Here is a 22,321-nt window from a genome sequence, read left to right on the forward strand (position 1 = left end):
GACTAAAAAGGCTTAATTAAGATAAGCGCTTAACGTGTCTTGCTGGCTCAATAAGCTTTGGTACAAGGTAAACTGATTGGCTGCGCGTTCTACGTTATGCCCTGCATGATGAATTTGAAAATAGACATCACCGTTTAAATGATCGGTTAAGAATCTCACGCCGATCATCAAGCACATCACTCTAGCGCCTAGCCATAGGCTCTTGCGTTCATCATCTGAAAGTACGTCACCTAGCTCACTCAAATAGCCTTTACAGATAGCTCCGAAGATAGACTCCCTCACCTGCACTTTATCAAGCGCGGTAGAATCTTCCTCTTCAGGACTACAGAAAGTACGCACCATGTCGCCAAAGTCATACATCAGATAGCCTTTCATACAGGTATCTAAATCAATAATGGCAAGGCTTGTCATGTCACGCTTATCAAACAGCATATTGTTGATTTTGGTGTCGTTATGGCAAATACGACGAGGAAGCGTTGCTTCAACTTGTGCCAGTTCGTGTAGCAGATCTTGCTGCGACAATACGAAATCAATCCAGGTTTGACACTCACTTACCCGGCCATGACTGTCAGCGCTAATCGCCTGCTTGAGTAATTCAATTCGCCCAGGCAGGTGATGAAAATTAGCAATAACATCTTCTATCTGCTCTGCATCAAGTTCTGTTAATGCACTAGAGAAATGGCCAAATGCCTTAGCCGCCATTTCTGCATCCGCACTGCTACCAACCACATCGATGCTGTGGCTAAATGGTAGATAATTAATAGCACGCCAGAAACCTTTCTCACCGAGATCGACACAAAGCTCATCGCTGGCAGTTAGCTCAGGTGACACCACTTTTAATTGGTACTCGCCCGCAGCCACTTTCATTTTTAAGTGCTGACTAATTTTAGCCGCATTGTTCACCAATGCAGACGGCGTTTTGAAGACTTCGGTATTAATTTTTTGCAGTACAAATTCGCTATCAACGCCACGCACCAAAAAAGTATGGTTAATATGGCCATTCCCCAATGGAGACACTTTGGCACTTTCTGCATCAATGCCAAAATGGGACAAAATATTTTGTCTTATAAAATCGATCACCCAACACTCCAGTTATTCTTTTAGATCTCTTTTGCTATCTGGGCTTTTCTCCAGACTTTCCGTGCAAATTGATTACTTAAATGCGCTTAGAACTAATTTGAGCAAAGAGTTTGCTGTAATTTCTGCCTTACCCATTGCACGTCTTCAGGGTAAGTCACCCCGTACCAAGATTCCTTAGCGACACGGACATTAACTACCCGATTAGACACACCGTTTTGCTGCTGGTCTAAACGTGCTTGTACCACTGTTGGAAGATAACATTCCGTTTTTGGCTGATGGCCATTCTCTTTAATAAAGGCGCTAAACTGCTGCTCAATAACATCAAAGATATCTGGCTTAAAGCCCCAACAGGTCATCGAAACCACGGCATCATCGTCAAGTGTCTTACGTTGCCCGTCTAACGTACCAGTTAAACCCGCTGTATCACAGCGAATATCAAGCCATTCGGCCACATCGACAAGCTTACCCGCCTCAACCTGGCATAAACCTCGGTTAACGCCGCCATTGTCAGAGAGGGTTAAGCCGATTGGGTAAGCGACCATCATCCAGTCATCATTAACAGTGGATAAACCTTCTGCAAGCAGGCTAAAAGCGCTGTCGCCATAAAAATCATCAGCATTGATCACAGCCATAGGTCCATGGACATGGTTCCTTGCACTCCAGAGCGCATGCGCTGTACCCCAAGGCTTCTGGCGCTTTGCAACATCGGCAAACTCACGTGCCTTTGCAGGTAAATCGTCTAACGACTGAACGCAGTATTGGCAGGTAAAATCATCACTCAACTTACCCGCTAAGGCTTGATCTAGCATGCTGGCTAACTCTGGACGGATCACCAATACCGCACGAGTGAAGCCTGCTTTATAGGCGCTTAGTAACGATAGCTCCAACATGGTTTCACCCTTTGGTCCAAGCTGCGCTAACTGCTTGTCACCACCAAAGCGGCTGCCTAACCCTGCGGCAAGGATCACTAAGGTTAAATCCTGCTTGTTATTACCCATTTCTCTCTCTCAAACAATGTCACTCTCTTAAACAATGACACTTAAACAACAGCGCACTCTAAACAACGGCGCGCTCTCAAACGATTAAAGTGCCGCCGTGTGATAAGGCGGAGCAGTTTAATGAGTCTATAGCTTAATTTCCAGCGCTATTGCCTTAAATACCTATGCAGATCCAAGCTTATAATAAGAGTTATAAATAAGTACGGAAAGCGGCGACCTTGCCCAATGCTGCTTGGCTGCCCTTTAAACTAAAGTTATAACCACACAGGCTGACATTACCGCGCCTTGCCATATCAACAATAATCGCTTCGGTATCGAGTGGCGAAAATCGTGCTTCAGTGCCAGTATCTGCCAGTAAATCGACAACTAATGGCCTATATTCGGTACCATTATTAAAACGCAGTCGTGAACATGTTTTATCACCTTTAGCAGTAGCTAGAGACCACAAGTTACTCGCAGCCCCCGTTTCACCCAGCCAGCGTATAATCAATACATCCTCTTCGAGCGCTAAGCTAAATCCATCTGGCATCGATGTCGAAATACGATTAACTGGCGCGAGCCCAGCCGTGTCATCAACCACTTGCGAGCTGCTATCGCTATCGCTAGCACTTTCACTGTCAGCCTCTGATACAGGAATGAGTGACACTAGGCTCACTATTAGCATCAGCCCCACTACAGAGCCTGCAGCAATAAAGACTAACTTTTTATTGGTTTGCAATAGGCCTTGCAGCTGCGCCAAATTAAACGTTACTTGCTTTTTACTTCTGCGAGAACGCTGCACATCGTCTCTGACAGTTTCTGGGCCTTGCTGCACTTCAGCGCGGGGATATACCTCCTCGGTATGACTAACCGCTATCGCCTCTGCTGTCTCAGCACCACCTAGAGTGGGCTCAACTCGAACGCGGCTACCTGCCATTCGGGCTGAGCTTTTGTTGCTCGTCATATCCACAGGCCCCGAATAGCCTTGCACATAATCGACTCTTGAAACGGCAGGTAATACCGCTAAATAACCAATAGCAAGGCCTGCTGCAACTAGTAGCGACAGCAATAGCATCATGCTGTGAATATGCACCAAGGTGAGCAACACAAGCCAAAACGGCACTAACGTTAACAGCGTAAACTGTTGTGGCTTAGCGCAGTCTCGTAATCTACGTATGCTCGTAAATGCTAATACCGGCGTAAGTAATAGCCCGACAAAGTACAAAGCCAGCGAAGGACTAAAAACCACAACCGCTAGCAATAAAATGAAGTAAATCAGACCACTAATTGCAGCAAAACGCTGACCATTATCTAAACCATTGACACAAAAAAACGACTTAAGCTGCATATTGGTACCGACCTTAACAATATTCTTTAATTCGGCTGCTCCACAATTTATGTAGTTACAGCACACCCTATTTCTATGCCCAGGCGAAAGCATAAAACGTAATGAAGTAGCCTACCCAATTTAGCTCTCAATGTCAGTGTTTTCGGGCAATATTGTCAATTTGTGCCAATAATAAAGCCGTCAACTCACCATGAGCAGAATATCAATTACCATACTAATTCATGCATCTGCGACTAGCGTAAATATCACCCTAGGCTGTATAATGGCTCGCTTAATCTTTTACTCGACCTATTTGGGCTAACCTAGCTCCAATAGTGCCAACATCGGATATGCAGCTCATGACCGCTCGCGGAAACCTATTTATCGTCTCGGCGCCAAGCGGCGCAGGTAAATCATCGCTTATTTCAGCCCTGTTACGAGACCAGCCTGTAGATATGCAAGTTTCAGTTTCGCACACCACAAGACAACCTCGTCCTGGTGAAGAGAACGGTCAGCACTATCATTTCGTCAATCAAGATGAGTTCAAGGGCTTAATTGCCGATGGCGCTTTTTTTGAGTGGGCTGAAGTGTTCGGCAACTATTATGGCACCTCTCGTGTCACGATTGAGCAGACACTCGCGCAAGGTATTGATGTATTTCTTGATATCGACTGGCAGGGGGCTCAGCAAGTTAAACAACTGATGCCTGAATCTATTGGTATTTTTATTCTACCACCGTCAAAAACTGAGCTAGAGCGTCGCCTAACTGGCCGTGGACAAGACAGTGAAGAAGTGATTGCAGGCCGTATGGCACAAGCAGTTTCAGAGATGTCACACTACAATGAATACGACTTCGTTTTAGTCAATGACGATTTCGACAAAGCATTGGCCGATCTTTTAGCGATCATTCGCAGTCAAAGACTAACCTCTGCTAGCCAAATTCATACGCAAAATGGTATGATTAAAGATCTGTTGGCAGACTAACTGTCATCATGTACAATTTTGCGTCATTTTTTCAATCGATTAAACACTGGAGTTTCCAAACATGGCTCGCGTAACTGTAGAAGATGCCGTAAACCAAATCGGCAACCGTTTTGATATGATTCTGGTTGCAGCGCGTCGTGCTCGCCAAATCGCTGTGCAGGGTAAAGACCCTATGGTTGATGAAGAGAACGACAAGCCAACGGTTATCGCCCTGCGCGAAATCGAGCTAGGTTTAGTCACAGCTGATACTTTGGATGCCGATGAGCGCCAAACAGTTCGTGAACGTGAAGCAGCTGAAATTGCTGCTGTTGCTGCCATCGCTGAAGGCCGCAACAACGTCATATAAGGAGTAGAGTCACTTGTATCTGTTTGAAGGTCTCAAGGAGTCTGCGTCAGGTTATTTAGAACCTGAGCAGGTAGAATTACTCAAGCAGGCCTATCAGGTGGCGCGTGATGCCCATGAAGGTCAGATGCGCACGAGTGGCGAACCTTATATTACCCACCCGGTTGCGGTTGCCCGCATCCTGGCCGATATGCGTCTCGATCATGAGACGCTTATGGCTGCCCTCTTGCACGACACTATCGAAGACACCCCGGTAACCAAAGAAGAACTGGCTGAACTATTCAGTGAGTCGATTGCCGAATTGGTTGAAGGCGTCTCTAAGCTAGATAAGCTAAAGTTTCGCGATAAGAAAGAAGCCCAGGCTGAAAACTTCCGCAAAATGATGATGGCGATGACCCAAGATATTCGAGTCATCTTAATCAAGCTTGCCGATAGAACCCACAATATGCGCACCTTAGGTGCACTACGGCCTGATAAGCGCCGTCGCATTGCCCGAGAAACTCTCGAAATTTACGCTCCTATCGCTAACCGTCTTGGTATTCATAATATTAAGAGTGAGTTAGAAGATTTAGGTTTCCAAGCCTACTATCCAATGCGATATCGTGTACTCAAAGAGGTGGTGAAAGCCGCTCGCGGTAACCGTAAAGAGCTTATTCAAAGTATCGAAGCTGCAATCGAAACTCGCCTCGAAGACACAGGTCTTGAAGGTGCGGTAAAAGGTCGCGAAAAAAATCTTTATTCCATCTATAACAAGATGAGCAATAAAGAGCTGCAATTCCAAGAAGTCATGGATATCTATGCCTTTAGAGTCATCGTAGACTCAATCGATACGTGTTATCGCGTGATGGGTGCCATGCACGGCCTTTATAAGCCGCATCCTGGTCGCTTCAAAGATTATATCGCTATCCCTAAAGCTAACGGCTATCAGTCGCTACATACTTCACTTTTTGGTCCTCACGGCGTGCCAGTTGAGATCCAAATTCGTACCGAAGATATGGACCAAATGGCTGATAAAGGGGTCGCGGCTCACTGGCTGTATAAGAAAGGCAGTTCAGCAGAGCAAGGCACGACCACTCAAGTGCGTGCCCGTAAGTGGATGCAAAGCTTGCTAGAACTGCAGCAAAGCGCCAGCACCTCGTTTGAATTTGTTGAGAACTTTAAAACAGAACTCTTTCCTGAAGAGATTTATGTCTTTACCCCTGAAGGCCGTATTTTAGAGCTTCCAGTGGGCGCAACACCGGTCGATTTTGCTTACGAAGTTCACACTGACGTAGGTAATACCTGTGTCGGTGCTAAAGTAAACCGCCAGGCTTACCCATTAAGTCAGCCACTTATCTCCGGTCAAACTGTTGAGATAATTACCGCTAACGGCGCACGCCCGAATGCGGCCTGGCTTAACTTTGTGGTTACCGGTAAAGCACGCGCTAAAATCCGTCAATTACTGAAAAGCTTAAAAGAAGACGATGCTATTTTACTGGGCAAGCGCTTACTCAATCATGCGCTAGGTGAAACTAAGCTCGATAGCTTATCAGCAGAGCAAATTGAAAAAGTCGTTAAAGATACCAAGCATGACACACTCGATGCATTGCTAGCCGATATTGGGTTAGGTAATGCCATGAGCATTGTTATCGCTCAGCGTCTTCGCGGCGACCGAGTTGATACCGAAGAGCAAAAAGAAGCTCACACCATGCCTATTCGTGGTGCTGATGGCATGTTGGTCACGTTTGCAAATTGTTGTCGCCCCATTCCGGGTGATGCGGTTATTGCCCACGTGAGCCCAGGCAAAGGCCTTGTGGTTCATATGGAAAGCTGCGCTAACATTCGTGGTTATCAAGGTGAACCTGATAAGTACATTCCTGTGCAGTGGGATAGCGCCGATGGTGTTGAATACCAGGCTAACTTGCGTGTAGAAATCGTTAACCACCAAGGTGCGTTAGCTAAGATCACTTCGATTGTCGCTGCCGAAGGCTCAAATATTCATCACTTAACCACAGAAGAGCGTGATGGGCGTGTTTTCCTCATCAACTTACGTATTTCTGTGCGTGACCGTATTCATTTAGCTAACGTTATGCGTAGAATTAGAGTACTTCCTGAAGTATTACGTACATCTCGAAACCGTTAATTAACGCTGCATCGCACTCAATAAAGACAAGGACAGATAATGGCAGAGAAGATCATCATAGCAACCGACAAAGCGCCTCAAGCAATTGGCACTTACTCTCAAGCAGTTAAAGTTGGTAGCACGGTTTATTTATCAGGCCAGATCCCACTAAATCCTGAGACAATGCAAATTGTTAGCAGTGAGTTTGAAGCGCAAGTTGTTCAAGTATTTGACAACCTAATTGCTGTTTGCGAGGCTGCCGGTGGTTCGCTCAATGATATCGTGAAGCTAAATATCTTTATGACAGACTTGAGCAACTTTGCCACTGTAAACGAAATTATGGGTCGCTACTTTGAGCAACCTTACCCAGCACGTGCCGCAATCGGTGTTAAGCAATTACCGAAAGATTCACTTGTTGAAATGGATGGAGTCATGGAGATCTAATCTTCTATTACTCTTCCAAATGGGCGCTACGGCGCCCTTTTATGATTTAACGCTAACTATCATCGCCAACAGCATTTTACAGAAGCCCATCATGAGTCCTGAACGTTTCGCCCGCATAAACCAGATGCTTGATAACCGCCAACCTGATTTAACCGTATGCTTAGACACCGTACACAAAGGCAATAACATTGCCGCCGTTTTGCGTACCGCAGACGCTGCGGGTATTCATGAAGTGCATGCCGTGTGGTCTGAACTTGAAATGCGCGTATCGGGCAATACCGCATCGGGTAGCCAACAATGGGTTAAGACCCGAGTGCACCAAAGTATGGCGCAAGCAGTCGATGATTTTCGTGGTAAAGAGATGCAAATTCTGGCGACCACCTTTTCTGATACGGCCGTCGATTTTAGAGACATTGATTATACCCGCCCAACCGCCATCATTTTGGGTAATGAACGTGATGGCGTGAGCCCTGAAGGCATCGCTAGCGCCGATCAACATATCATTATCCCTATGATAGGCATGGTGCAATCGCTCAATGTGTCAGTAGCTGCAGCGCTTATTATGTATGAAGCCCAGCGTCAACGCACAGCTGCAGGTATGTACGGTACACGCAAACTTGATGATGCTTACTGTCAAATAAAGCTATTTGAAGAAGGCCACCCAATTTATGCCAAAGCCTGCCGCCGTAAGAAACTGCCTTACCCTGCCATAGATGAAGATGGCCAGATTGTCGCGGATGAGGAATGGTGGCAAAAAATGCGCGCCCCTTCAGACTAAAACTAAGCATAAGGCTAAAGTTAAAGCTCGGGCTCAACCAAAATTAGCAGCACTTAGACCAATCAATATTAAGTGCTGATATTTTGTTTTCCTAACAACTCAATCACCCGCACGTTCAAATCACCCGCTACAAATAACACTCTCAACCCACCACAACAAAATTGTAACACCCGTTTGAAAAAGTTTGTCTTAGATCACATTTTTCGCCATACTCAATATTGCAGCAGCCTGTTAAACGAACGATTAAAACAAAAAACACTGCAACAGGTTGAATTGGAATCAACAATTATCAATATGGAAATGCGATGGAATCTTCTATGAAAACCCCAATTGAGATGCTTGAACATTGGGTTGAAAAACAAGGCGACCAGGTTTATCTAAAGCAGCCTATTGACGGTCAATACAAGACGTTTACCTGGCGCGATGTGCAAACCAAGATGCAGCAAATCGCCGGTGCCCTTAGACATTTAGGCCTAAACCCAGGCGATAAAGTCGCTGTTCTCTCTAAAAACTGTGCCGAATGGTTTATTACCGATCTTGCCCTAATGCACGGCGGCTATATCAGTGTACCAATTTACCCCACGGCGAATGCCGACACTATTCGCTACACCCTTGAGCACAGTGAAGCCAAAGCAATTTTTATCGGTAAGCTAGATTATTGGGCCGACCAAGAAGCGGGCGTTGGTGGCGATATTCTGCGTATAGCCATGCCGTACGACACCATGCCCTCGCAGTACCATTGGGATAAAATGCTTACCTTAGGTCAGCCATTAATTGATGCGCCTTTGCCTACAGCCGAGCAAGTGATGACCATTATCTACACTTCTGGCTCAACCGGTAAGCCTAAAGGTGCGATTCAAAACTTCGCTAGCTACACCTGGACCTGCACCGCAGTTGTGCGCGATCTTAAAACCGGTGTTGAAGATAGATTGCTATCTTATCTACCACTGGCGCACATTACCGAGCGTGTTGCCATTGAAGGCTCATCTTTTTATTCTGGCAGCAGCGTTGCCTTTGTCGAGAGCCTAGATAGCTTTGTGGCCGACGTGCAACGCGCCAGGCCAACGGTATTCTTCTCGGTACCGCGCCTGTGGAGCTTATTTCAAAAGAACATTATCGACAAAATTGGTTACAGTAAGCTTAACTTTTTGCTTAAAGTACCCATCCTAAGTAGCATCGTTAAACGTAAAATCCATCAAGGATTAGGTTTAGAGCATTGCCATTTACTTGGCTCAGGCTCTGCCCCCATCCCACCATCACTTGTTGAGTGGTACCACAAAATTGGCCTCAATATCAGCGAGGCCTGGGGCATGACAGAAAACTGCGCCTATTCCATTATTAACTACCCATTCGATGCCAGTAAAATCGGCTCTGTTGGTCGCGCAGTTGAAGGTTGTGAAGCCAAGTGTTCCGATGTCGGTGAACTGCTAGTTAAGAGTCCTGGCCTAATGCAGGGCTATTATAAACAGGAAGAAGAGAGCGCTAATTGCTTCGATGAAGATGGTTTCTTCCACACTGGTGACTTGTGCACCATTGATGATGAAGGCAATGTCAGCATTACAGGCCGTGTTAAAGACAACTTTAAAACCTCGAAAGGTAAATATGTCGCGCCTGTACCTATCGAGCGCAAACTGGCACAAGACCCACATGTTGAAATGATCTGTGTTATCGGCTCAGGCTTACCTCATCCTGTCGCTTTAGTGCAACTTTCAGAAGGTGCCAATGTGCAACCTCGAGAAGAAGTCAGAGCATCATTAAAAGCCACCGTCGACTCTGTTAACCCCCATCTTGAATCACATGAGACTGTTGATGCGATTGTAATTGTGAGTGAACCTTGGGATGTTGAAAATGATGTATTAACACCGACACTCAAAATAAAGCGCCATGTACTTGAAAAGAAATTTAGTGAAAAAGTAGATGGTGTACGCGGTGGTAAAGTCTGCTGGGAAGATGAAATCTAGATCTTTCAGGGTGTCCAATTAACCCATAACGACACACTTTAAGGTGTGTCGTTTTGTTTTTGTGACAAACAATCAGCAATTAACTAAATTTAATGAGTAAGAAGCAGTTTTTGATTGCGCAATTTTTGAAAGAAACTATTCTTGCCATCCTTTCAAAGAAACCCAAATTATAGAGTTAACCATGTTTATTTTATTGTCGATACTCGGCGGCTTTTTAATTCTAACAATAGGCGCTGAAGCCTTAGTTCGAGGTGCAAGCCAAATTGCACTCAGATTAGGACTTACACCACTTATTATCGGTCTCACTATTGTAGCTTTTGGTACTAGTGCGCCTGAACTTGCTGTAAGTGTAAAGTCAGCTATTGCGGGCAACAGTGGCATTGCATTGGGTAATGTCATTGGCTCAAACATCGCTAACATCGGTCTTATTTTAGGTATTACAGCGCTTATTCGTCCCATTAAGATTGAGTCTCAAATGGTGCGCCGTGATATTCCTATCATGATTGGCGCCTCGCTATTATTTTGGAGCCTATTACTCGATGGCGGTTTAAGCTTCTGGGACGGCGCAATTTTATTTGCGTTACTTGTCGCTTATTTAACTTTCAGCTATTTCACGGCTGAAAAACAAACTGCTGATGACGTTGAAGATACCAAGCAAAATCCAATGTTGTCAGTACTGTTTATTGTTATCGGTATCAGCATGCTTGTTGGCGGCGGTATTTTATTCGTTGATGGCGCGGTGGCTATGGCTAAGTCGTTTGGTATCAGCGAAGTGATTATCGGCTTAACTATCGTTGCTATTGGTACCAGTATGCCTGAGCTTGTCACCTCAATCGTGGCAGCACTTAAAGGCCAGAGTGATATCGCCATTGGTAATGTTGTTGGCTCTAATATCTTCAACGTACTCGGTATTCTAGGTGTGACAGCGCTTATTCACCCTATTATCGGCAGTGAAATTAGTAACCTGGATTGGGCTGCTATGATTGCCTTAGCCGTGCTATTACTGCCATTTGCCTACACAGGTTTACGTATTGGGCGCCGCGAAGCAGGCTTATTAATTGCTGGTTACTTCGCCTATATCGGCTACATAGTATTACAAGCCATATAATTCGCCCTTCCAGCAAATGCTGAAATAAATAGGCCTAACGTGCAATCTGCAAGTTAGGCTTTTTTTTGCGTTATTTTCACTGTTATCGCGACACTCATACGCGCAGATTTGCGTAAACCGATATCTCTGATAATATATGTATAAATTTACAGTGTTTGAGTGTTAACCGTTTGCAAAGACTCGATCTTGTTCCTATCACAGAGCTTAAGGGCGTCGCTAAAAAGATGGCCGAGAGATTAGCTAAGCTGAGCATAACAACAGTGCAAGATCTGTTGTTTCATCTGCCGCTGCGCTATGAGGATCGCACTCAAGTCTACCCCATTGCCTCGCTTTACCCGGGCAGTTACGGCACCATCGAAGCCGTCATTCAATCAAGCCAAATTATTCAAGGCCGTAAGCGCATGCTGACCTGTACGGTGCGCGATGATACTGGCAGCTTAACCCTACGCTTTTTTAATTTCTCAGTTGCGCAGCGTAACGGCCTACAGATCGGCATGACCATTCGTGCTTACGGCGAAATTCGCCGTAGTATGCATGGCGTCGAGATTATTCACCCTGAATATAAAGTGATATCTCCCGGTGAAGACCTGCAGCTGAGCGATACACTGACGCCGGTTTACCCCACAACTGAAGGCTTAAAACAAGCAAGTTGGATTAAGCTGACTGAGCAAGCACTTGCCATGCTGGATAATGGCGGCTTACAAGAACTACTCCCGCCTCACCTGCAGCCAAATAATTTGGATTTAAAGCAAGCATTACAGATCCTGCATCGACCTAATAATCAAGTGTCGTTATTTGAGCTGGAGCAAGGCACCCATCCGGCGCAGCAACGCCTCATTCAAGAAGAATTGCTGGCCCATAACTTGAGCATGCTACGCCTGCGTCAACGTAGTAACCGTGACAAAGCGGTCAGCATGCATGCCACAGGTCAGTTACTTAACCCTTTTTTAGCCTCGCTTCCCTTCAAGCCTACTGGAGCACAACAGCGGGTAGTTGCAGATATAACCCAAGACTTAGCTAAGCATGAGCCTATGATGCGCCTCGTTCAAGGTGATGTGGGTTCGGGTAAAACCTTGGTGGCAGCCTTAGCGGCATTACAAGCGATAGAAAGCGGGTACCAAGTGGCCATGATGGCACCGACTGAGCTATTAGCCGAACAACACGCGCTAAACTTTGCCAGTTGGTTTGAACCTTTAGGCCTAAAAGTGGGCTGGCTTGCGGGAAAACTAAAAGGTAAGGCCAGAGCGCAATCGTTAGCTGATATTGAATCTGGCGATGCCCACATCGTCATTGGTACCCATGCTATTTTCCAAGAGCAAGTGGTGTTCAATAAGCTGGCGCTGATTATTATCGATGAGCAACATAGATTTGGTGTACATCAACGTTTGGGTTTGCGCGAAAAAGGAATTAGTCAGGGCTTTCATCCGCACCAGCTGATCATGACCGCCACCCCGATTCCGCGAACTTTAGCCATGACCGCCTATGCCGACCTCGACACCTCGATTATCGATGAACTGCCGCCGGGAAGAACGCCGGTTACAACCGTCGCAATTTCTGAGCAACGCCGAGAGGAAGTGATAGACCGAGTCAGACAAGCCGCCATTAACGACAAGCGTCAAACTTACTGGGTATGCACCTTAATCGAAGAGTCTGAAGTGCTCGAATGCCAAGCGGCAGAAGACACAGCAGAAGAACTTAAACGTGCCCTACCCGAGTTAAAGGTTGGCTTAGTTCATGGTCGTATGAAGCCTGCCGAGAAACAGCAGATCATGGCTGACTTTAAAGCCGGCGAGCTAAATTTATTAGTGGCTACAACAGTGATTGAGGTTGGTGTTGACGTACCTAACGCCAGCTTGATGATTATTGAAAACCCTGAACGATTAGGTTTAGCACAGCTGCATCAGCTTAGAGGCCGTGTTGGCCGTGGCGCCGTTGCCAGCCACTGCGTGTTGCTTTATAAGGCGCCGCTATCGGCTACTGCAACCAAAAGGATTGGAGTGCTCAGACAGAGTAATGATGGCTTTGTTATTGCTCAGCAAGATTTAGAGATCCGTGGCCCGGGTGAGGTACTAGGCACAAAACAAACGGGTATCGCCGATATGAAAATTGCCGATCTAATGCGAGATCAGGCATTTATTCCTCATGTACAAAAACTCGCTGTTCACGTTATGCAACAAGCCCCTGCTAGCGTAGACCCGATTATTGAACGCTGGTTAGGCGATCGTGAGCAATTTGTACAAGCATAAGCTGCTATGTCAGTCAGTTTTATAAATTAAATATCCTTAATAGAGCTTCAGACTATAGACAATCTCCTGGATTTTTGCAGAATGGATTGAAGCTATACTTTTATCATTAGTCGTATCACTGCCCAGTGCAGAGGAGTTACAATGCAACTCAGTCAAGAAGATAGAATTTCGCCACAGGAAAAGACCTCTGGCACCAATGGCCTGGCTATTTTGGCTATCGTTGTCGTTGTAGCGCTATCTGCAGGTGGCTACTATTACCTCAGTGGTGATGCTCCAATTGAAGAACCACTCGTTATTGCCCCTGTGGTGATCCCCGACCCAATCCCAGATCAGCCACTAGAAACCGAAGCTGTGCCAGAGCCTGAAGTCGTTGAAGTTGAAGCGGTACAGCTACCAGAGGTTGATCCTGTAGCTGAAGTCGAGCCTTTACCCGCTTTAGCTGACAGTGATGGCTATGTACACCAGAAAGTGACCGCTATTGCTGATGGTATGGCAATTGAGCCACTATTGATTGAAGACAACATCGTCCGCCAGTTTGTGGTTTTTGTAGATAACTTAGCTCAAGGCGAATTGGCGCGTAAAGTGAGCCCACTGCAAGCCCCAAGCAATAGCTTTACCGTATCTGAAATTGCCAATAAGACCTATATCAACCCTGATAGTTACCATAGGTATGATCTATACGCTGACTTCCTTTCAAGCTTAAATGATCAAGAGTTAGCTAAAACCTATAAAGAGATGACTCCACTACTGAGTGAAGCATTTAGCGAGCTAGGCTATAGCAAGACTTCGTTTAATGACCGTATGCTGCAAGCTATCGAGGTGATGTTGGATGCTCCTATTATCGAGCAACCGATTGAATTAGATGGTGTTAGCGTCAACTATCAATTTGTTGCCCCCAAGCTAGAAGCCTTGCCTAATGCGCAAAAGTTGATGATTCGTATGGGCCCTGAAAACGCGCGTAAAGTGAAGTCGGCACTGCGCCGGCTCCAGAAGCAATTAAGCTAACGCCAAGTTTTCTCTTCTATATCCTATCAAAAAGCCCTGCATTAACAGGGCTTTTATTCAATTCCAACATTTTATCACCCAATAGCTACCTCCAAGCGACAGCTGTATCATAAAAGGGCTTATTACGCCCACCATTTATGATGTAGAATAATCAGCTTAACCGCTACATTTTGATCGCCAACAGGCACTTGTATCCTGTTCGGTCAAAACTATCTTTTTATTAGTCAGGGCAATACGAAAGGATATTCGTATCTGAGGCGATGCAATTGAAGTTCAGCATTCTTTCATGGGGCGCATGGTCGCCGCACTATCAACACGCTTCAGATTGGCTCAACTGGCCACACGGTGTCATCGATGACGCTATACAACTCAGTGCCGCCCCCAAATTGGCCCATGTGCCAGCTATGCAGCGCAGGCGTCTGAGCAAACTCACCAAAATTATTCTTGAGGCCGTAAACCAATGCTGCCCTGCTGAGCAATGCCGTAGCATTTTTGCCTCCCAACACGGTGAAATTAATCGCACCATTGGCTTACTTAACGATATCGCTGAGCAATCGCCATTATCGCCAACAGGGTTTAGCCAATCGGTACATAATACTGCCAGCGGTATTTTCAGTATTTTAACTGGCAATCAAGCTCAATCGACCTCTATAGCTGCGGGTAGCAACACGTTTTCCCAAGCATTTATCGAATCCTATGGTCAGCTACATGCAGATCCAGAGCCATTATTATTAGTCTATGCTGACGAGCCTGTGCCTGAAGTTTATCGCCAATTTGCCCATGAGCCAGAATGGCCCATAGCAGTGGCTTTTATGCTAGCCCCAGCTAACGACACACAAGATGCACTGGCCACACTAACGTTAACTCCTTTGGATGAACAAGCTGAACTCGACAACAAACTCAGCTTTGCTCTATTGCTATCGAGTTTGGCAGCTCAACACAATATCAGCGGAAATTTGTCTGGTTGGCACTGGGACCTGAGCTGTGACTGAACCCTTTATGAATAAGTCCGCTGCCAATAAGCCCATCAATGACAAGCAGCCTCTGGCTCCCAAACTAATGGGCATAGCTTACGCCCCACGCTGGCTTGGCGGCACCGCTTGCTACATCGCCTTTGGTCTTGGTGGATTGCTAAGTTCACTGACCATATTGCCAATACTTAGATTTTGGCCTGGTAGCCGCCAGCAACGCATTGAGCGCGTACAAAGAGCCGTGCACATCATGTTTAAAGGCTTTGTCAAAATGCTCACTTGGGCCGGCGTTATCAAGGTTACTCACGGAGACTTAAGCCGCCTCAGCAATGCTAAAGGGGTCATTGTCACCGCTAACCATCCAACATTAGTCGATGTGGTTGTGTTAATCAGCTTGATGCCTAATGCTGGTTGCATCGTTAAACAGGGGCTATGGCGTAACCCCTTTTTACGCGGCGTTGTCTCTTGCGCTGGCTATATTCCTAATCGCGGTGCGGAGTTACTTCTGCAAGACTGTAAATCAGTGCTTGAACGCGGCACTAACCTCATCATCTTTCCGGAAGGCACACGCACCAAAATAGGTGAGAAAATTAATGATTTTGCACGTGGGGCCGCCAATATCACTGTGCGTACCCATAGCGATCTGTTGCCTGTATTTTTAAAAACCAATACTGTAGGCCTAAGCAAGCAGCAAAAGTGGTACCAGTTGCCTAGACGGACAATTGGCATGCATGTGGAAATAGGCGAAACCCAGCCCTATTTACGTTATGATGCCGATGCAGGTGGCGACGCAAAGATGGCACGACAACTCACTCGTGACTTAGAAAACTATTATAAACAACAATTAGATAGATACTTATGAGCTTAGATAACGAAATAAAACAACTGATCATCGACTGTCTCGATTTAGAAGACGTCAGTATTGATGATATCGACTCTGACGCCCCACTATTTGGTGAAGGCCTAGGGCTCGATTCTATCGACGCATTAGAACTTGGCTTAGCAATTAAAAAGCAGTTTGATGTGAAAATTGAAGCTAATTCTGATGCAACCAAACAACACTTCTATAGCGTTGCCAGCTTAGTCAGCTTTATTGAGTCACAGCGAGCGTAGGAGAAATTATGCAAAGTCGTGAACAGATCCTTGAAATGCTGACTCAAATTTTAGTCGATGAGTTTGAAATTGACGCGAGTGATATCACCTTAGAAGCCTCTTTGTATGAAGAGCTCGATCTAGACAGCATCGATGCCGTAGATTTGGTGATCAAACTACAGCAAATGACAGGTAAAAAAATTAAACCTGAAGAGTTTAAAGCGGTGAGAACCGTTAACGATGTCGTGTCGGCTATCGAAGGCTTAGTCAAAGAGTAATGCGACTCTTTTTGCAAATAGTGACAAGCTTAGTGGTCATCGCTTATCCACTTGCGGTCTATTTTGGTTTGCACTATTTGCCCGCTGGCACCATTGCGCTCGTCTTATGCGCAATATTAGTCTTACGACTGGTATTACAACAGCAAAAAGTAAAGTCATTGATGTTGCCACTGCTTGTTGGCATCGGCTTAACAGCAGGAAGCTTTGTTGCTAAAGAGAATAATTGGTTACTGTTTTATCCTGTGGTGATTAACCTCACCATGCTGGGTCTTTTTGGTTACTCACTAAAACATGGCCCTAGCATGATAGAAAGGCTAGCCAGACTGAAAGAACCCGACCTGCCCGATGAGGCTATCGGTTATCTCAATAGCGTCACCTTAATTTGGTGCGGCTTATTTATCTTTAATGGCTCGATGGCGCTCTATACAGCGCTGTATACCAGCATCGAAACGTGGACGCTTTATAACGGGCTAATCGCCTACTTGCTCATAGGGTCGCTACTTGGTGGCGAGTGGTTATATCGAACATTTTGGTTAAAAAAGTCATGACGAATCTACTTAAATCTTGGCTATGCCAAGGGCCTACTGCTCAACAGCTAATTAGCTTCAATCATCACGATATTGTAACGGGAGCGGCCTTTACTGCTCAAGTCGCACAATTGCATCGACAATTAAGTGATTCCGATTCCAAACGCTGGCTACTTAGCTGTGAAAGCAGTGACCTTTTTGCCGTCGGACTCTGCGCCGGGTTACTTGCCGGTAAACAGATAATCCTGCCTGCCAATACTCAAGCTGGCACCTTGAGTGAACTCACTCACGAGTATGATGGCGTGCTCGCCAACATGCCAATTTGTGAAGGTAAGGCGTTTTTACGTCTCGATAAAGATCTCAATCCGACTGCGAGTGACTGGCCACAAACACAAAATTGGGGCGAACTGGTACTCTTTACCTCAGGTAGCAGCGGCAGGCCAAAACGCGTAGCCAAAACCATTGAGCAACTCGACGCCGAAGTCAGCGTGCTTGAGCATACTTTTGCCCAGCACCTGCCTCATTGCAGCGTAATATCGACCGTGACTCATCAGCATATTTATGGCTTGTTATTCAAAGTTCTTTGGCCACTCGCTGCCAGTCGCCCCTTTTTGAGCGATCTGGTTGAATACCCTGAAACCTTAAGCTACTACGCGAACCTGTTTCCAAACCTCTGTTTGATCAGCAGTCCTGCCCAGCTGTCTCGATTGCCCGACGCTCTCGATAATGAGCGACAACTGCGTTCACCTAGCTTAGTGTTCAGCTCTGGCGGACCATTGAGCTTTGAAGCATCACAAGGTGTCGCTAACTGTTACGGTCAAGCGCCTATCGAGGTATTTGGCAGCACAGAAACCGGTGGCATCGCCTACCGTCGTCAACACCAGCCTAATGCAAACTGGCAAGCTTTCGCGCCAATTGAGATCCAACAAGCGCAAAGTGATGGTGCGCTGATGCTAAAATCACCTTACCTACCTGATAATGAATGGCTAAAGTGTGATGACAAAATTGATCTGCAAGCCGATGGCACTTTTTCTCTGCAGGGGCGCTTAGACCGCATTATTAAAGTTGAAGAGAAACGCCTGTCATTGGTACAGATGGAGTCACTATTAGAGAGCCATCCCTATGTCGCACAAGCGGCATTGGTGATGTTAGAGCAACCTAGAGTGCAACTCGGCGCCGCTATAACGCTTTCCCCTCTGGGCATGGAACAACTCGAAGCTAAGGGTAAACTCGCGCTAAATAACCAACTCAAAAACCACTTGCTCAGCCAATTTGAGCGGGTCACGCTACCAAGGCGTTGGCGTTACCCTGAAGCCTTACCGCTTAATCCGCAAGGTAAGCGGGTACACGCAAACATGTTAGCCCTGTTCGATATCGATAAGTTTAAGAGCAAATGATTACCTCTACATTGCCCACCATTATCAGCCATAACAGTGAGAATGACTCTGTCACCTGGCGGCTAGAGATTGCTGCCGACCTCGTGTATTTCAATGGCCACTTTCCAGAGCAACCCGTGTTGCCGGGTGTCACTCAGCTCGACTGGGCGATAAAGCTTGGCTGCGCGCATTTTGGTTACCCGGTCAATGTTGCCAGCCTAGAAGTACTTAAATTTCAACAACTGATGCTACCTAACTCCCAGGTAGACCTGACCATTAGCCATAATCCCGCCAAGGCCAAACTGGTATTTACCTATAGCGATGGCGATAAACGTTTCGCATCGGGGCGTATTGCACTCAGTAACGAAGCAGTGCAGGCCATCAACAGTACGGACAATAACTAATGCGGCTCGCTCTGGTTATCCCCAACTATAATCACCGCGGTGCCATTGAACGTACCCTAGAGCAATTAGCGGCTTTTAATCTACCTTGTTATTTAGTTAACGATGGCAGCGACGACGAAACGCGCTTCTTGCTGATCGAGCTGGCTGAAAAATATGACTGGGTGACCCTGCTTCACCACCCATATAACCGGGGTAAAGGCGCTGCAGTAATGACCGGACTACGAACCGCATATGCAGAGGGTTACACCCACGCCCTGCAGGTAGATGCCGATGGTCAACACGATTTAAACGATATACCCGCCATGATAGCCCAGGCCGAGTCGACTCCAGAGGCGCTTATTTCTGGCTTGCCGCAATATGACGAATCCGTGCCGAAAGGCCGATTATACGGCCGTTACATCACTCACTTTTGGGTATGGATAGAAACGTTAAGTTTCGATATTCAAGACTCCATGTGCGGCTTTCGTGTCTATCCGCTCGAGGCAACCGAGAAACTGTTTTTAAGCCATGCCTTAGGCGAGCGCATGGACTTTGATATTGAAGTCTTAGTGCGTCTTTACTGGCAAGGCGTGCCAGTGATTCATTTGCCAACCCGAGTGATCTACCCAGAAGATGGCGTGAGTCATTTTCAAGGGGTTAAAGATAACGTGCGTATCTCATTGATGCACAGCAAACTCTTCTTTGGCATGTTGCTGCGTCAACCGAAAAAGCTTTATCGAAAGCTGCAGCAAAAGCTCACAAGTTCAGGCCAGAATAAGCATTGGTCGAGCATGGGTGAGCGCGGCAGTTACTGGGGAATTAAGCTACTTGCAGAAAGCTACCGCTTAGGGGGGCACTGGCTTTGCCGCGCTATCATGTATCCGGTGATCATCTATTTTTTCATTACCGGCACCACGGCAAGAACCGCTTCTAAGCAATTTTTAACTCATGTGAAGCTTAAGCAACCCAATCATCCACAGCTGGGTGAGCCACTGAGCTGGCGCGACAGCCTGAAGCACTTTTTCGCCTTTGGTAATGCCGCGTTAGACCGAATTGACGCTTGGTGCGATCGCATCAAGCTCGAACAGGTCGATTTTCCTAATCGAGAAATGCTAGCCAATCAATTACTCGCGGGCAATGGCGCGGTATTACTGGTATCGCACTTAGGTAACTTAGAGCTGTGCCGCGCAATATCAATCCACCAGCGCCAAGTCAAAGTCAACGTCATGGTGCTGACGCAAAATGCCGAGAACTTTAATAAGGTGCTCAAGCAGCTCAACCCCGACAGCTCACTAAACCTCATCCAGGTCACCGAATTAGGCCCTAGTACTTCGATTTTGCTACAACAAAAAATTGAAGCGGGGGAATTGGTTGTCATTGCAGGCGATAGAACCTCGTCACAGACTGCTGGTCGCGTGATTTACCAAGACTTTTTAGGCGAGCCAGCTGCATTCCCTCAAGGGCCATTCATTTTGGCCGGGCTACTTGATTGCCCGGTTTATACCATGTTCTGCCTACGGCAAAATGGCCGCTACCATGTGCATTTAGAGCATTTCGCTAACACCTTAAAAGGCCCTAGAGCCGGGAGAAGTGAGCGAATCGAGCAAGCCGTTAACGAATTTAGTCGTCGCTTAGCGCATTTTGCGCTTAAAGAGCCACTGCAATGGTTTAATTTTTATGATTTTTGGCGCAAGGACGAAGAGTTCCAACGAGCCAATGTGCAATGCAAGCAGAGCAAGCAGAGCAATAGTTGCGATATAAAGGACAAGCAAAGCAAATGACCCAACAAACCACTTATAACCCTAGCAAGCAAACAGTTGAATTTGGCTACAATAGTCTGGCACTTGAAGATGTGGTTGCTATTGCCAAAGGGGCACAAGCTAAGCTTAACCAAACCGCTGAGTATCAGGCCTATATTCAAAAAGGCGCGCGGTTTATCGATAGCCTACTGAAAGAAGAAGGCGTCGTATATGGGGTAACCACAGGCTATGGCGACTCTTGTACCGTGACCGTTGGGCTCGATTTAGTCCACGAACTCCCACTGCATCTGACCCGTTTTCACGGCTGCGGTATGGGCGATATTCTGTCTCCTATGCAGGCTCGCGCAGTAATGGCGTGCCGCCTAAGCTCACTCGCTGTAGGCAAGTCAGGCGTCACTTATGAGCTGCTTAAGCGTATAGAAACCCTGCTTAACCTCAATATCACCCCGGTGATCCCTGAAGAAGGCTCAGTGGGCGCGAGCGGCGACTTAACGCCACTGTCTTACCTTGCGGCAGTACTTGTAGGTGAGCGTGATGTGATTTACCAGGGTGAGCGACGTCCAACCAGTGACGTATATAAAGAACTTAATATCGTGCCGCTCACGCTACGCCCTAAAGAGGGCTTAGCACTGATGAACGGTACTGCGGTTATGACCGCCCTTGCTTGTTTAGCTTACGACCGAGCGCAGTACATGGCGCGCCTTGCCAGTCGTATTACTGCTATGGCGTCGCTGACACTTAAAGGTAACTCGAACCACTTCGACGAAATTTTATTTGCCGCAAAGCCTCATCCAGGGCAAAACCAGATTGCCGCTTGGATCCGTGAAGACTTAAACCATCACATTCACCCTCGCAACTCTGACAGACTGCAAGACAGGTATTCGATCCGCTGTGCACCGCACGTGATTGGAGTACTGCAAGACGCGCTGCCGTTTATGCGCCAGTTTATTGAAACCGAGCTTAACAGCGCTAACGACAACCCAATTGTCGACGGTGAAGGTGAGCATATTCTACATGGTGGGCACTTCTACGGCGGGCATATTGCCTTTGCCATGGATGCGATGAAAAACGCAGTGGCTAACATTGCCGATCTTATCGACCGCCAGATGGCGCTGGTGATGGATCAAAAGTTCAACAATGGTCTACCTGCAAATCTTTCAGGCGCTAAAGGCAAACGTAAAGCGATTAACCACGGCTTTAAAGCGGTACAGATTGGCGTATCGGCCTGGACGGCTGAAGCGCTTAAAAACACCATGCCAGCCAGTGTATTCTCTCGCTCCACCGAATGTCATAACCAAGACAAGGTCAGCATGGGCACTATCTCAGCCCGTGACTGTATGCGCATATTACAGCTAACCGAGCAAGTAGCTGCTGCTGCGCTATTAGCCATGTCTCAGGGCATTCGTCTGCGAATAGCGCAGGAAGAATTGGTGCCCAGCTCAATTACCCCGTCACTGGGCAAGACCTTAGCGCAAGTCGAAGCCGATTTTGAGCTACTGACCGAAGACAGACCACTAGAGCAGACACTGCGTTCAACCGTCGATAAGATCCAAAGTGGCTACTGGGAAGTATGCTAGTGAG

General features: G+C 46.7%; 21 protein-coding genes. 18 read left to right on the forward strand and 3 right to left on the reverse strand.

Annotated elements, in window-relative coordinates; translation table 11 throughout:
- Positions 1–12: 12 nt before the first annotated feature.
- The 3 genes from ACVBIU_RS08030 to ACVBIU_RS08040 all read right to left on the reverse strand — a co-directional run bounded on the left by ACVBIU_RS08030 (position 13) and on the right by ACVBIU_RS08040 (position 3,405).
- Positions 13–1,080, reverse strand: coding sequence for a phosphotransferase enzyme family protein (locus tag ACVBIU_RS08030; protein ID WP_447163472.1), 1,068 nt, complete (start codon positions 1,078–1,080; stop codon positions 13–15).
- A 92-nt stretch (positions 1,081–1,172) separates the two neighbouring features.
- Positions 1,173–2,078, reverse strand: a complete 906-nt coding sequence (locus ACVBIU_RS08035) for an NTP transferase domain-containing protein (protein ID WP_447163473.1) — start codon at positions 2,076–2,078, stop codon at positions 1,173–1,175.
- 190 nt (positions 2,079–2,268) lie between these two features.
- On the reverse strand, positions 2,269–3,405 hold the full coding sequence (locus ACVBIU_RS08040; protein ID WP_447163474.1) for a DUF805 domain-containing protein: 1,137 nt from the start codon (positions 3,403–3,405) through the stop codon (positions 2,269–2,271).
- Between the two features lie 338 nt (positions 3,406–3,743).
- On the opposite strand from ACVBIU_RS08040, the gene gmk reads away from it, so the two are divergent.
- The 18 genes from gmk (at position 3,744) to ACVBIU_RS08130 (ending at position 22,317) form a co-directional block, all read left to right on the forward strand.
- Entirely contained in the window at positions 3,744–4,367 is a 624-nt protein-coding gene (gmk, locus tag ACVBIU_RS08045) for a guanylate kinase (RefSeq protein WP_447161770.1), read from the forward strand.
- Between the two features lie 61 nt (positions 4,368–4,428).
- Positions 4,429–4,713 carry a DNA-directed RNA polymerase subunit omega gene (gene rpoZ, locus ACVBIU_RS08050; RefSeq protein WP_447161771.1) on the forward strand — a complete coding sequence of 95 codons (285 nt, stop codon included), beginning with the start codon at positions 4,429–4,431 and terminating at the stop codon, positions 4,711–4,713.
- Positions 4,714–4,726: 13 nt separating this feature from the next.
- Positions 4,727–6,832 carry a bifunctional GTP diphosphokinase/guanosine-3',5'-bis pyrophosphate 3'-pyrophosphohydrolase gene (spoT, locus tag ACVBIU_RS08055; protein WP_447161772.1) on the forward strand — a complete coding sequence of 702 codons (2,106 nt, stop codon included), beginning with the start codon at positions 4,727–4,729 and terminating at the stop codon, positions 6,830–6,832.
- A 39-nt stretch (positions 6,833–6,871) separates the two neighbouring features.
- On the forward strand, positions 6,872–7,255 hold the full coding sequence (locus ACVBIU_RS08060) for a RidA family protein (RefSeq protein WP_447161773.1): 384 nt from the start codon (positions 6,872–6,874) through the stop codon (positions 7,253–7,255).
- Between the two features lie 91 nt (positions 7,256–7,346).
- Positions 7,347–8,033, forward strand: a complete 687-nt coding sequence (trmH, locus tag ACVBIU_RS08065) for a tRNA (guanosine(18)-2'-O)-methyltransferase TrmH (protein WP_447161774.1) — start codon at positions 7,347–7,349, stop codon at positions 8,031–8,033.
- Positions 8,034–8,338: 305 nt separating this feature from the next.
- A complete protein-coding gene (locus ACVBIU_RS08070; protein WP_447163475.1) occupies positions 8,339–9,994 on the forward strand; it encodes an AMP-binding protein in 1,656 nt (551 codons plus the stop codon).
- Between the two features lie 181 nt (positions 9,995–10,175).
- Positions 10,176–11,102, forward strand: coding sequence for a calcium/sodium antiporter (locus ACVBIU_RS08075; protein WP_447161776.1), 927 nt, complete (start codon positions 10,176–10,178; stop codon positions 11,100–11,102).
- Positions 11,103–11,272: 170 nt separating this feature from the next.
- The gene (gene recG / locus ACVBIU_RS08080) at positions 11,273–13,348 is read left to right on the forward strand and encodes an ATP-dependent DNA helicase RecG (protein ID WP_447163476.1); all 2,076 of its coding nucleotides are present in this window, start codon (positions 11,273–11,275) and stop codon (positions 13,346–13,348) included.
- Between the two features lie 141 nt (positions 13,349–13,489).
- On the forward strand, positions 13,490–14,353 hold the full coding sequence (locus ACVBIU_RS08085; protein WP_447163477.1) for a DUF3014 domain-containing protein: 864 nt from the start codon (positions 13,490–13,492) through the stop codon (positions 14,351–14,353).
- Between the two features lie 260 nt (positions 14,354–14,613).
- Positions 14,614–15,345, forward strand: coding sequence for a beta-ketoacyl synthase chain length factor (locus tag ACVBIU_RS08090; protein WP_447163478.1), 732 nt, complete (start codon positions 14,614–14,616; stop codon positions 15,343–15,345).
- A 67-nt stretch (positions 15,346–15,412) separates the two neighbouring features.
- Complete coding sequence (locus tag ACVBIU_RS08095) at positions 15,413–16,186, forward strand: lysophospholipid acyltransferase family protein (protein WP_447163523.1); 774 nt, start codon at positions 15,413–15,415, stop codon at positions 16,184–16,186.
- On the forward strand, positions 16,183–16,437 hold the full coding sequence (locus ACVBIU_RS08100; RefSeq protein ID WP_447161780.1) for a phosphopantetheine-binding protein: 255 nt from the start codon (positions 16,183–16,185) through the stop codon (positions 16,435–16,437). Before ACVBIU_RS08095 ends, ACVBIU_RS08100 begins: the two co-directional genes overlap by 4 nt.
- Before the next feature lie 8 nt (positions 16,438–16,445).
- On the forward strand, positions 16,446–16,694 hold the full coding sequence (locus tag ACVBIU_RS08105) for an acyl carrier protein (RefSeq protein ID WP_447161781.1): 249 nt from the start codon (positions 16,446–16,448) through the stop codon (positions 16,692–16,694).
- Positions 16,694–17,242 carry a hypothetical protein gene (locus ACVBIU_RS08110; RefSeq protein WP_447163479.1) on the forward strand — a complete coding sequence of 183 codons (549 nt, stop codon included), beginning with the start codon at positions 16,694–16,696 and terminating at the stop codon, positions 17,240–17,242. Before ACVBIU_RS08105 ends, ACVBIU_RS08110 begins: the two co-directional genes overlap by 1 nt.
- Positions 17,239–18,618, forward strand: a complete 1,380-nt coding sequence (locus tag ACVBIU_RS08115; RefSeq protein ID WP_447163480.1) for an AMP-binding protein — start codon at positions 17,239–17,241, stop codon at positions 18,616–18,618. The genes ACVBIU_RS08110 and ACVBIU_RS08115 overlap by 4 nt, the downstream gene beginning before the upstream one ends.
- Entirely contained in the window at positions 18,615–19,001 is a 387-nt protein-coding gene (locus ACVBIU_RS08120) for an ApeI family dehydratase (protein ID WP_447161784.1), read from the forward strand. The genes ACVBIU_RS08115 and ACVBIU_RS08120 overlap by 4 nt, the downstream gene beginning before the upstream one ends.
- Positions 19,001–20,761: a glycosyltransferase family 2 protein gene (locus ACVBIU_RS08125; protein ID WP_447163481.1), complete on the forward strand. Its 1,761-nt coding sequence runs from the start codon at positions 19,001–19,003 to the stop codon at positions 20,759–20,761. Before ACVBIU_RS08120 ends, ACVBIU_RS08125 begins: the two co-directional genes overlap by 1 nt.
- Positions 20,758–22,317 (forward strand): HAL/PAL/TAL family ammonia-lyase, encoded by a 1,560-nt coding sequence (locus ACVBIU_RS08130; RefSeq protein WP_447163482.1) that lies wholly within the window; start codon positions 20,758–20,760, stop codon positions 22,315–22,317. Before ACVBIU_RS08125 ends, ACVBIU_RS08130 begins: the two co-directional genes overlap by 4 nt.
- Positions 22,318–22,321: the final 4 nt, after the last annotated feature.

This window comes from Shewanella sp. 30m-14 (assembly GCF_052977125.1).

Coding starts and splice junctions, on each gene's coding strand:
- ACVBIU_RS08035 (WP_447163473.1), bottom strand. CDS start 2,078: ATGGGTAATAACAAGCAGGATTTAACCTTAGTGATCCTTGCCGCAGGG.
- ACVBIU_RS08040 (WP_447163474.1), bottom strand. CDS start 3,405: ATGCAGCTTAAGTCGTTTTTTTGTGTCAATGGTTTAGATAATGGTCAG.
- gmk (WP_447161770.1), top strand. CDS start 3,744: ATGACCGCTCGCGGAAACCTATTTATCGTCTCGGCGCCAAGCGGCGCA.
- rpoZ (WP_447161771.1), top strand. CDS start 4,429: ATGGCTCGCGTAACTGTAGAAGATGCCGTAAACCAAATCGGCAACCGT.
- ACVBIU_RS08060 (WP_447161773.1), top strand. CDS start 6,872: ATGGCAGAGAAGATCATCATAGCAACCGACAAAGCGCCTCAAGCAATT.
- trmH (WP_447161774.1), top strand. CDS start 7,347: ATGAGTCCTGAACGTTTCGCCCGCATAAACCAGATGCTTGATAACCGC.
- ACVBIU_RS08070 (WP_447163475.1), top strand. CDS start 8,339: ATGGAATCTTCTATGAAAACCCCAATTGAGATGCTTGAACATTGGGTT.
- ACVBIU_RS08075 (WP_447161776.1), top strand. CDS start 10,176: ATGTTTATTTTATTGTCGATACTCGGCGGCTTTTTAATTCTAACAATA.
- ACVBIU_RS08085 (WP_447163477.1), top strand. CDS start 13,490: ATGCAACTCAGTCAAGAAGATAGAATTTCGCCACAGGAAAAGACCTCT.
- ACVBIU_RS08090 (WP_447163478.1), top strand. CDS start 14,614: ATGCAATTGAAGTTCAGCATTCTTTCATGGGGCGCATGGTCGCCGCAC.
- ACVBIU_RS08095 (WP_447163523.1), top strand. CDS start 15,413: ATGGGCATAGCTTACGCCCCACGCTGGCTTGGCGGCACCGCTTGCTAC.
- ACVBIU_RS08100 (WP_447161780.1), top strand. CDS start 16,183: ATGAGCTTAGATAACGAAATAAAACAACTGATCATCGACTGTCTCGAT.
- ACVBIU_RS08105 (WP_447161781.1), top strand. CDS start 16,446: ATGCAAAGTCGTGAACAGATCCTTGAAATGCTGACTCAAATTTTAGTC.
- ACVBIU_RS08110 (WP_447163479.1), top strand. CDS start 16,694: ATGCGACTCTTTTTGCAAATAGTGACAAGCTTAGTGGTCATCGCTTAT.
- ACVBIU_RS08115 (WP_447163480.1), top strand. CDS start 17,239: ATGACGAATCTACTTAAATCTTGGCTATGCCAAGGGCCTACTGCTCAA.
- ACVBIU_RS08120 (WP_447161784.1), top strand. CDS start 18,615: ATGATTACCTCTACATTGCCCACCATTATCAGCCATAACAGTGAGAAT.
- ACVBIU_RS08125 (WP_447163481.1), top strand. CDS start 19,001: ATGCGGCTCGCTCTGGTTATCCCCAACTATAATCACCGCGGTGCCATT.
- ACVBIU_RS08130 (WP_447163482.1), top strand. CDS start 20,758: ATGACCCAACAAACCACTTATAACCCTAGCAAGCAAACAGTTGAATTT.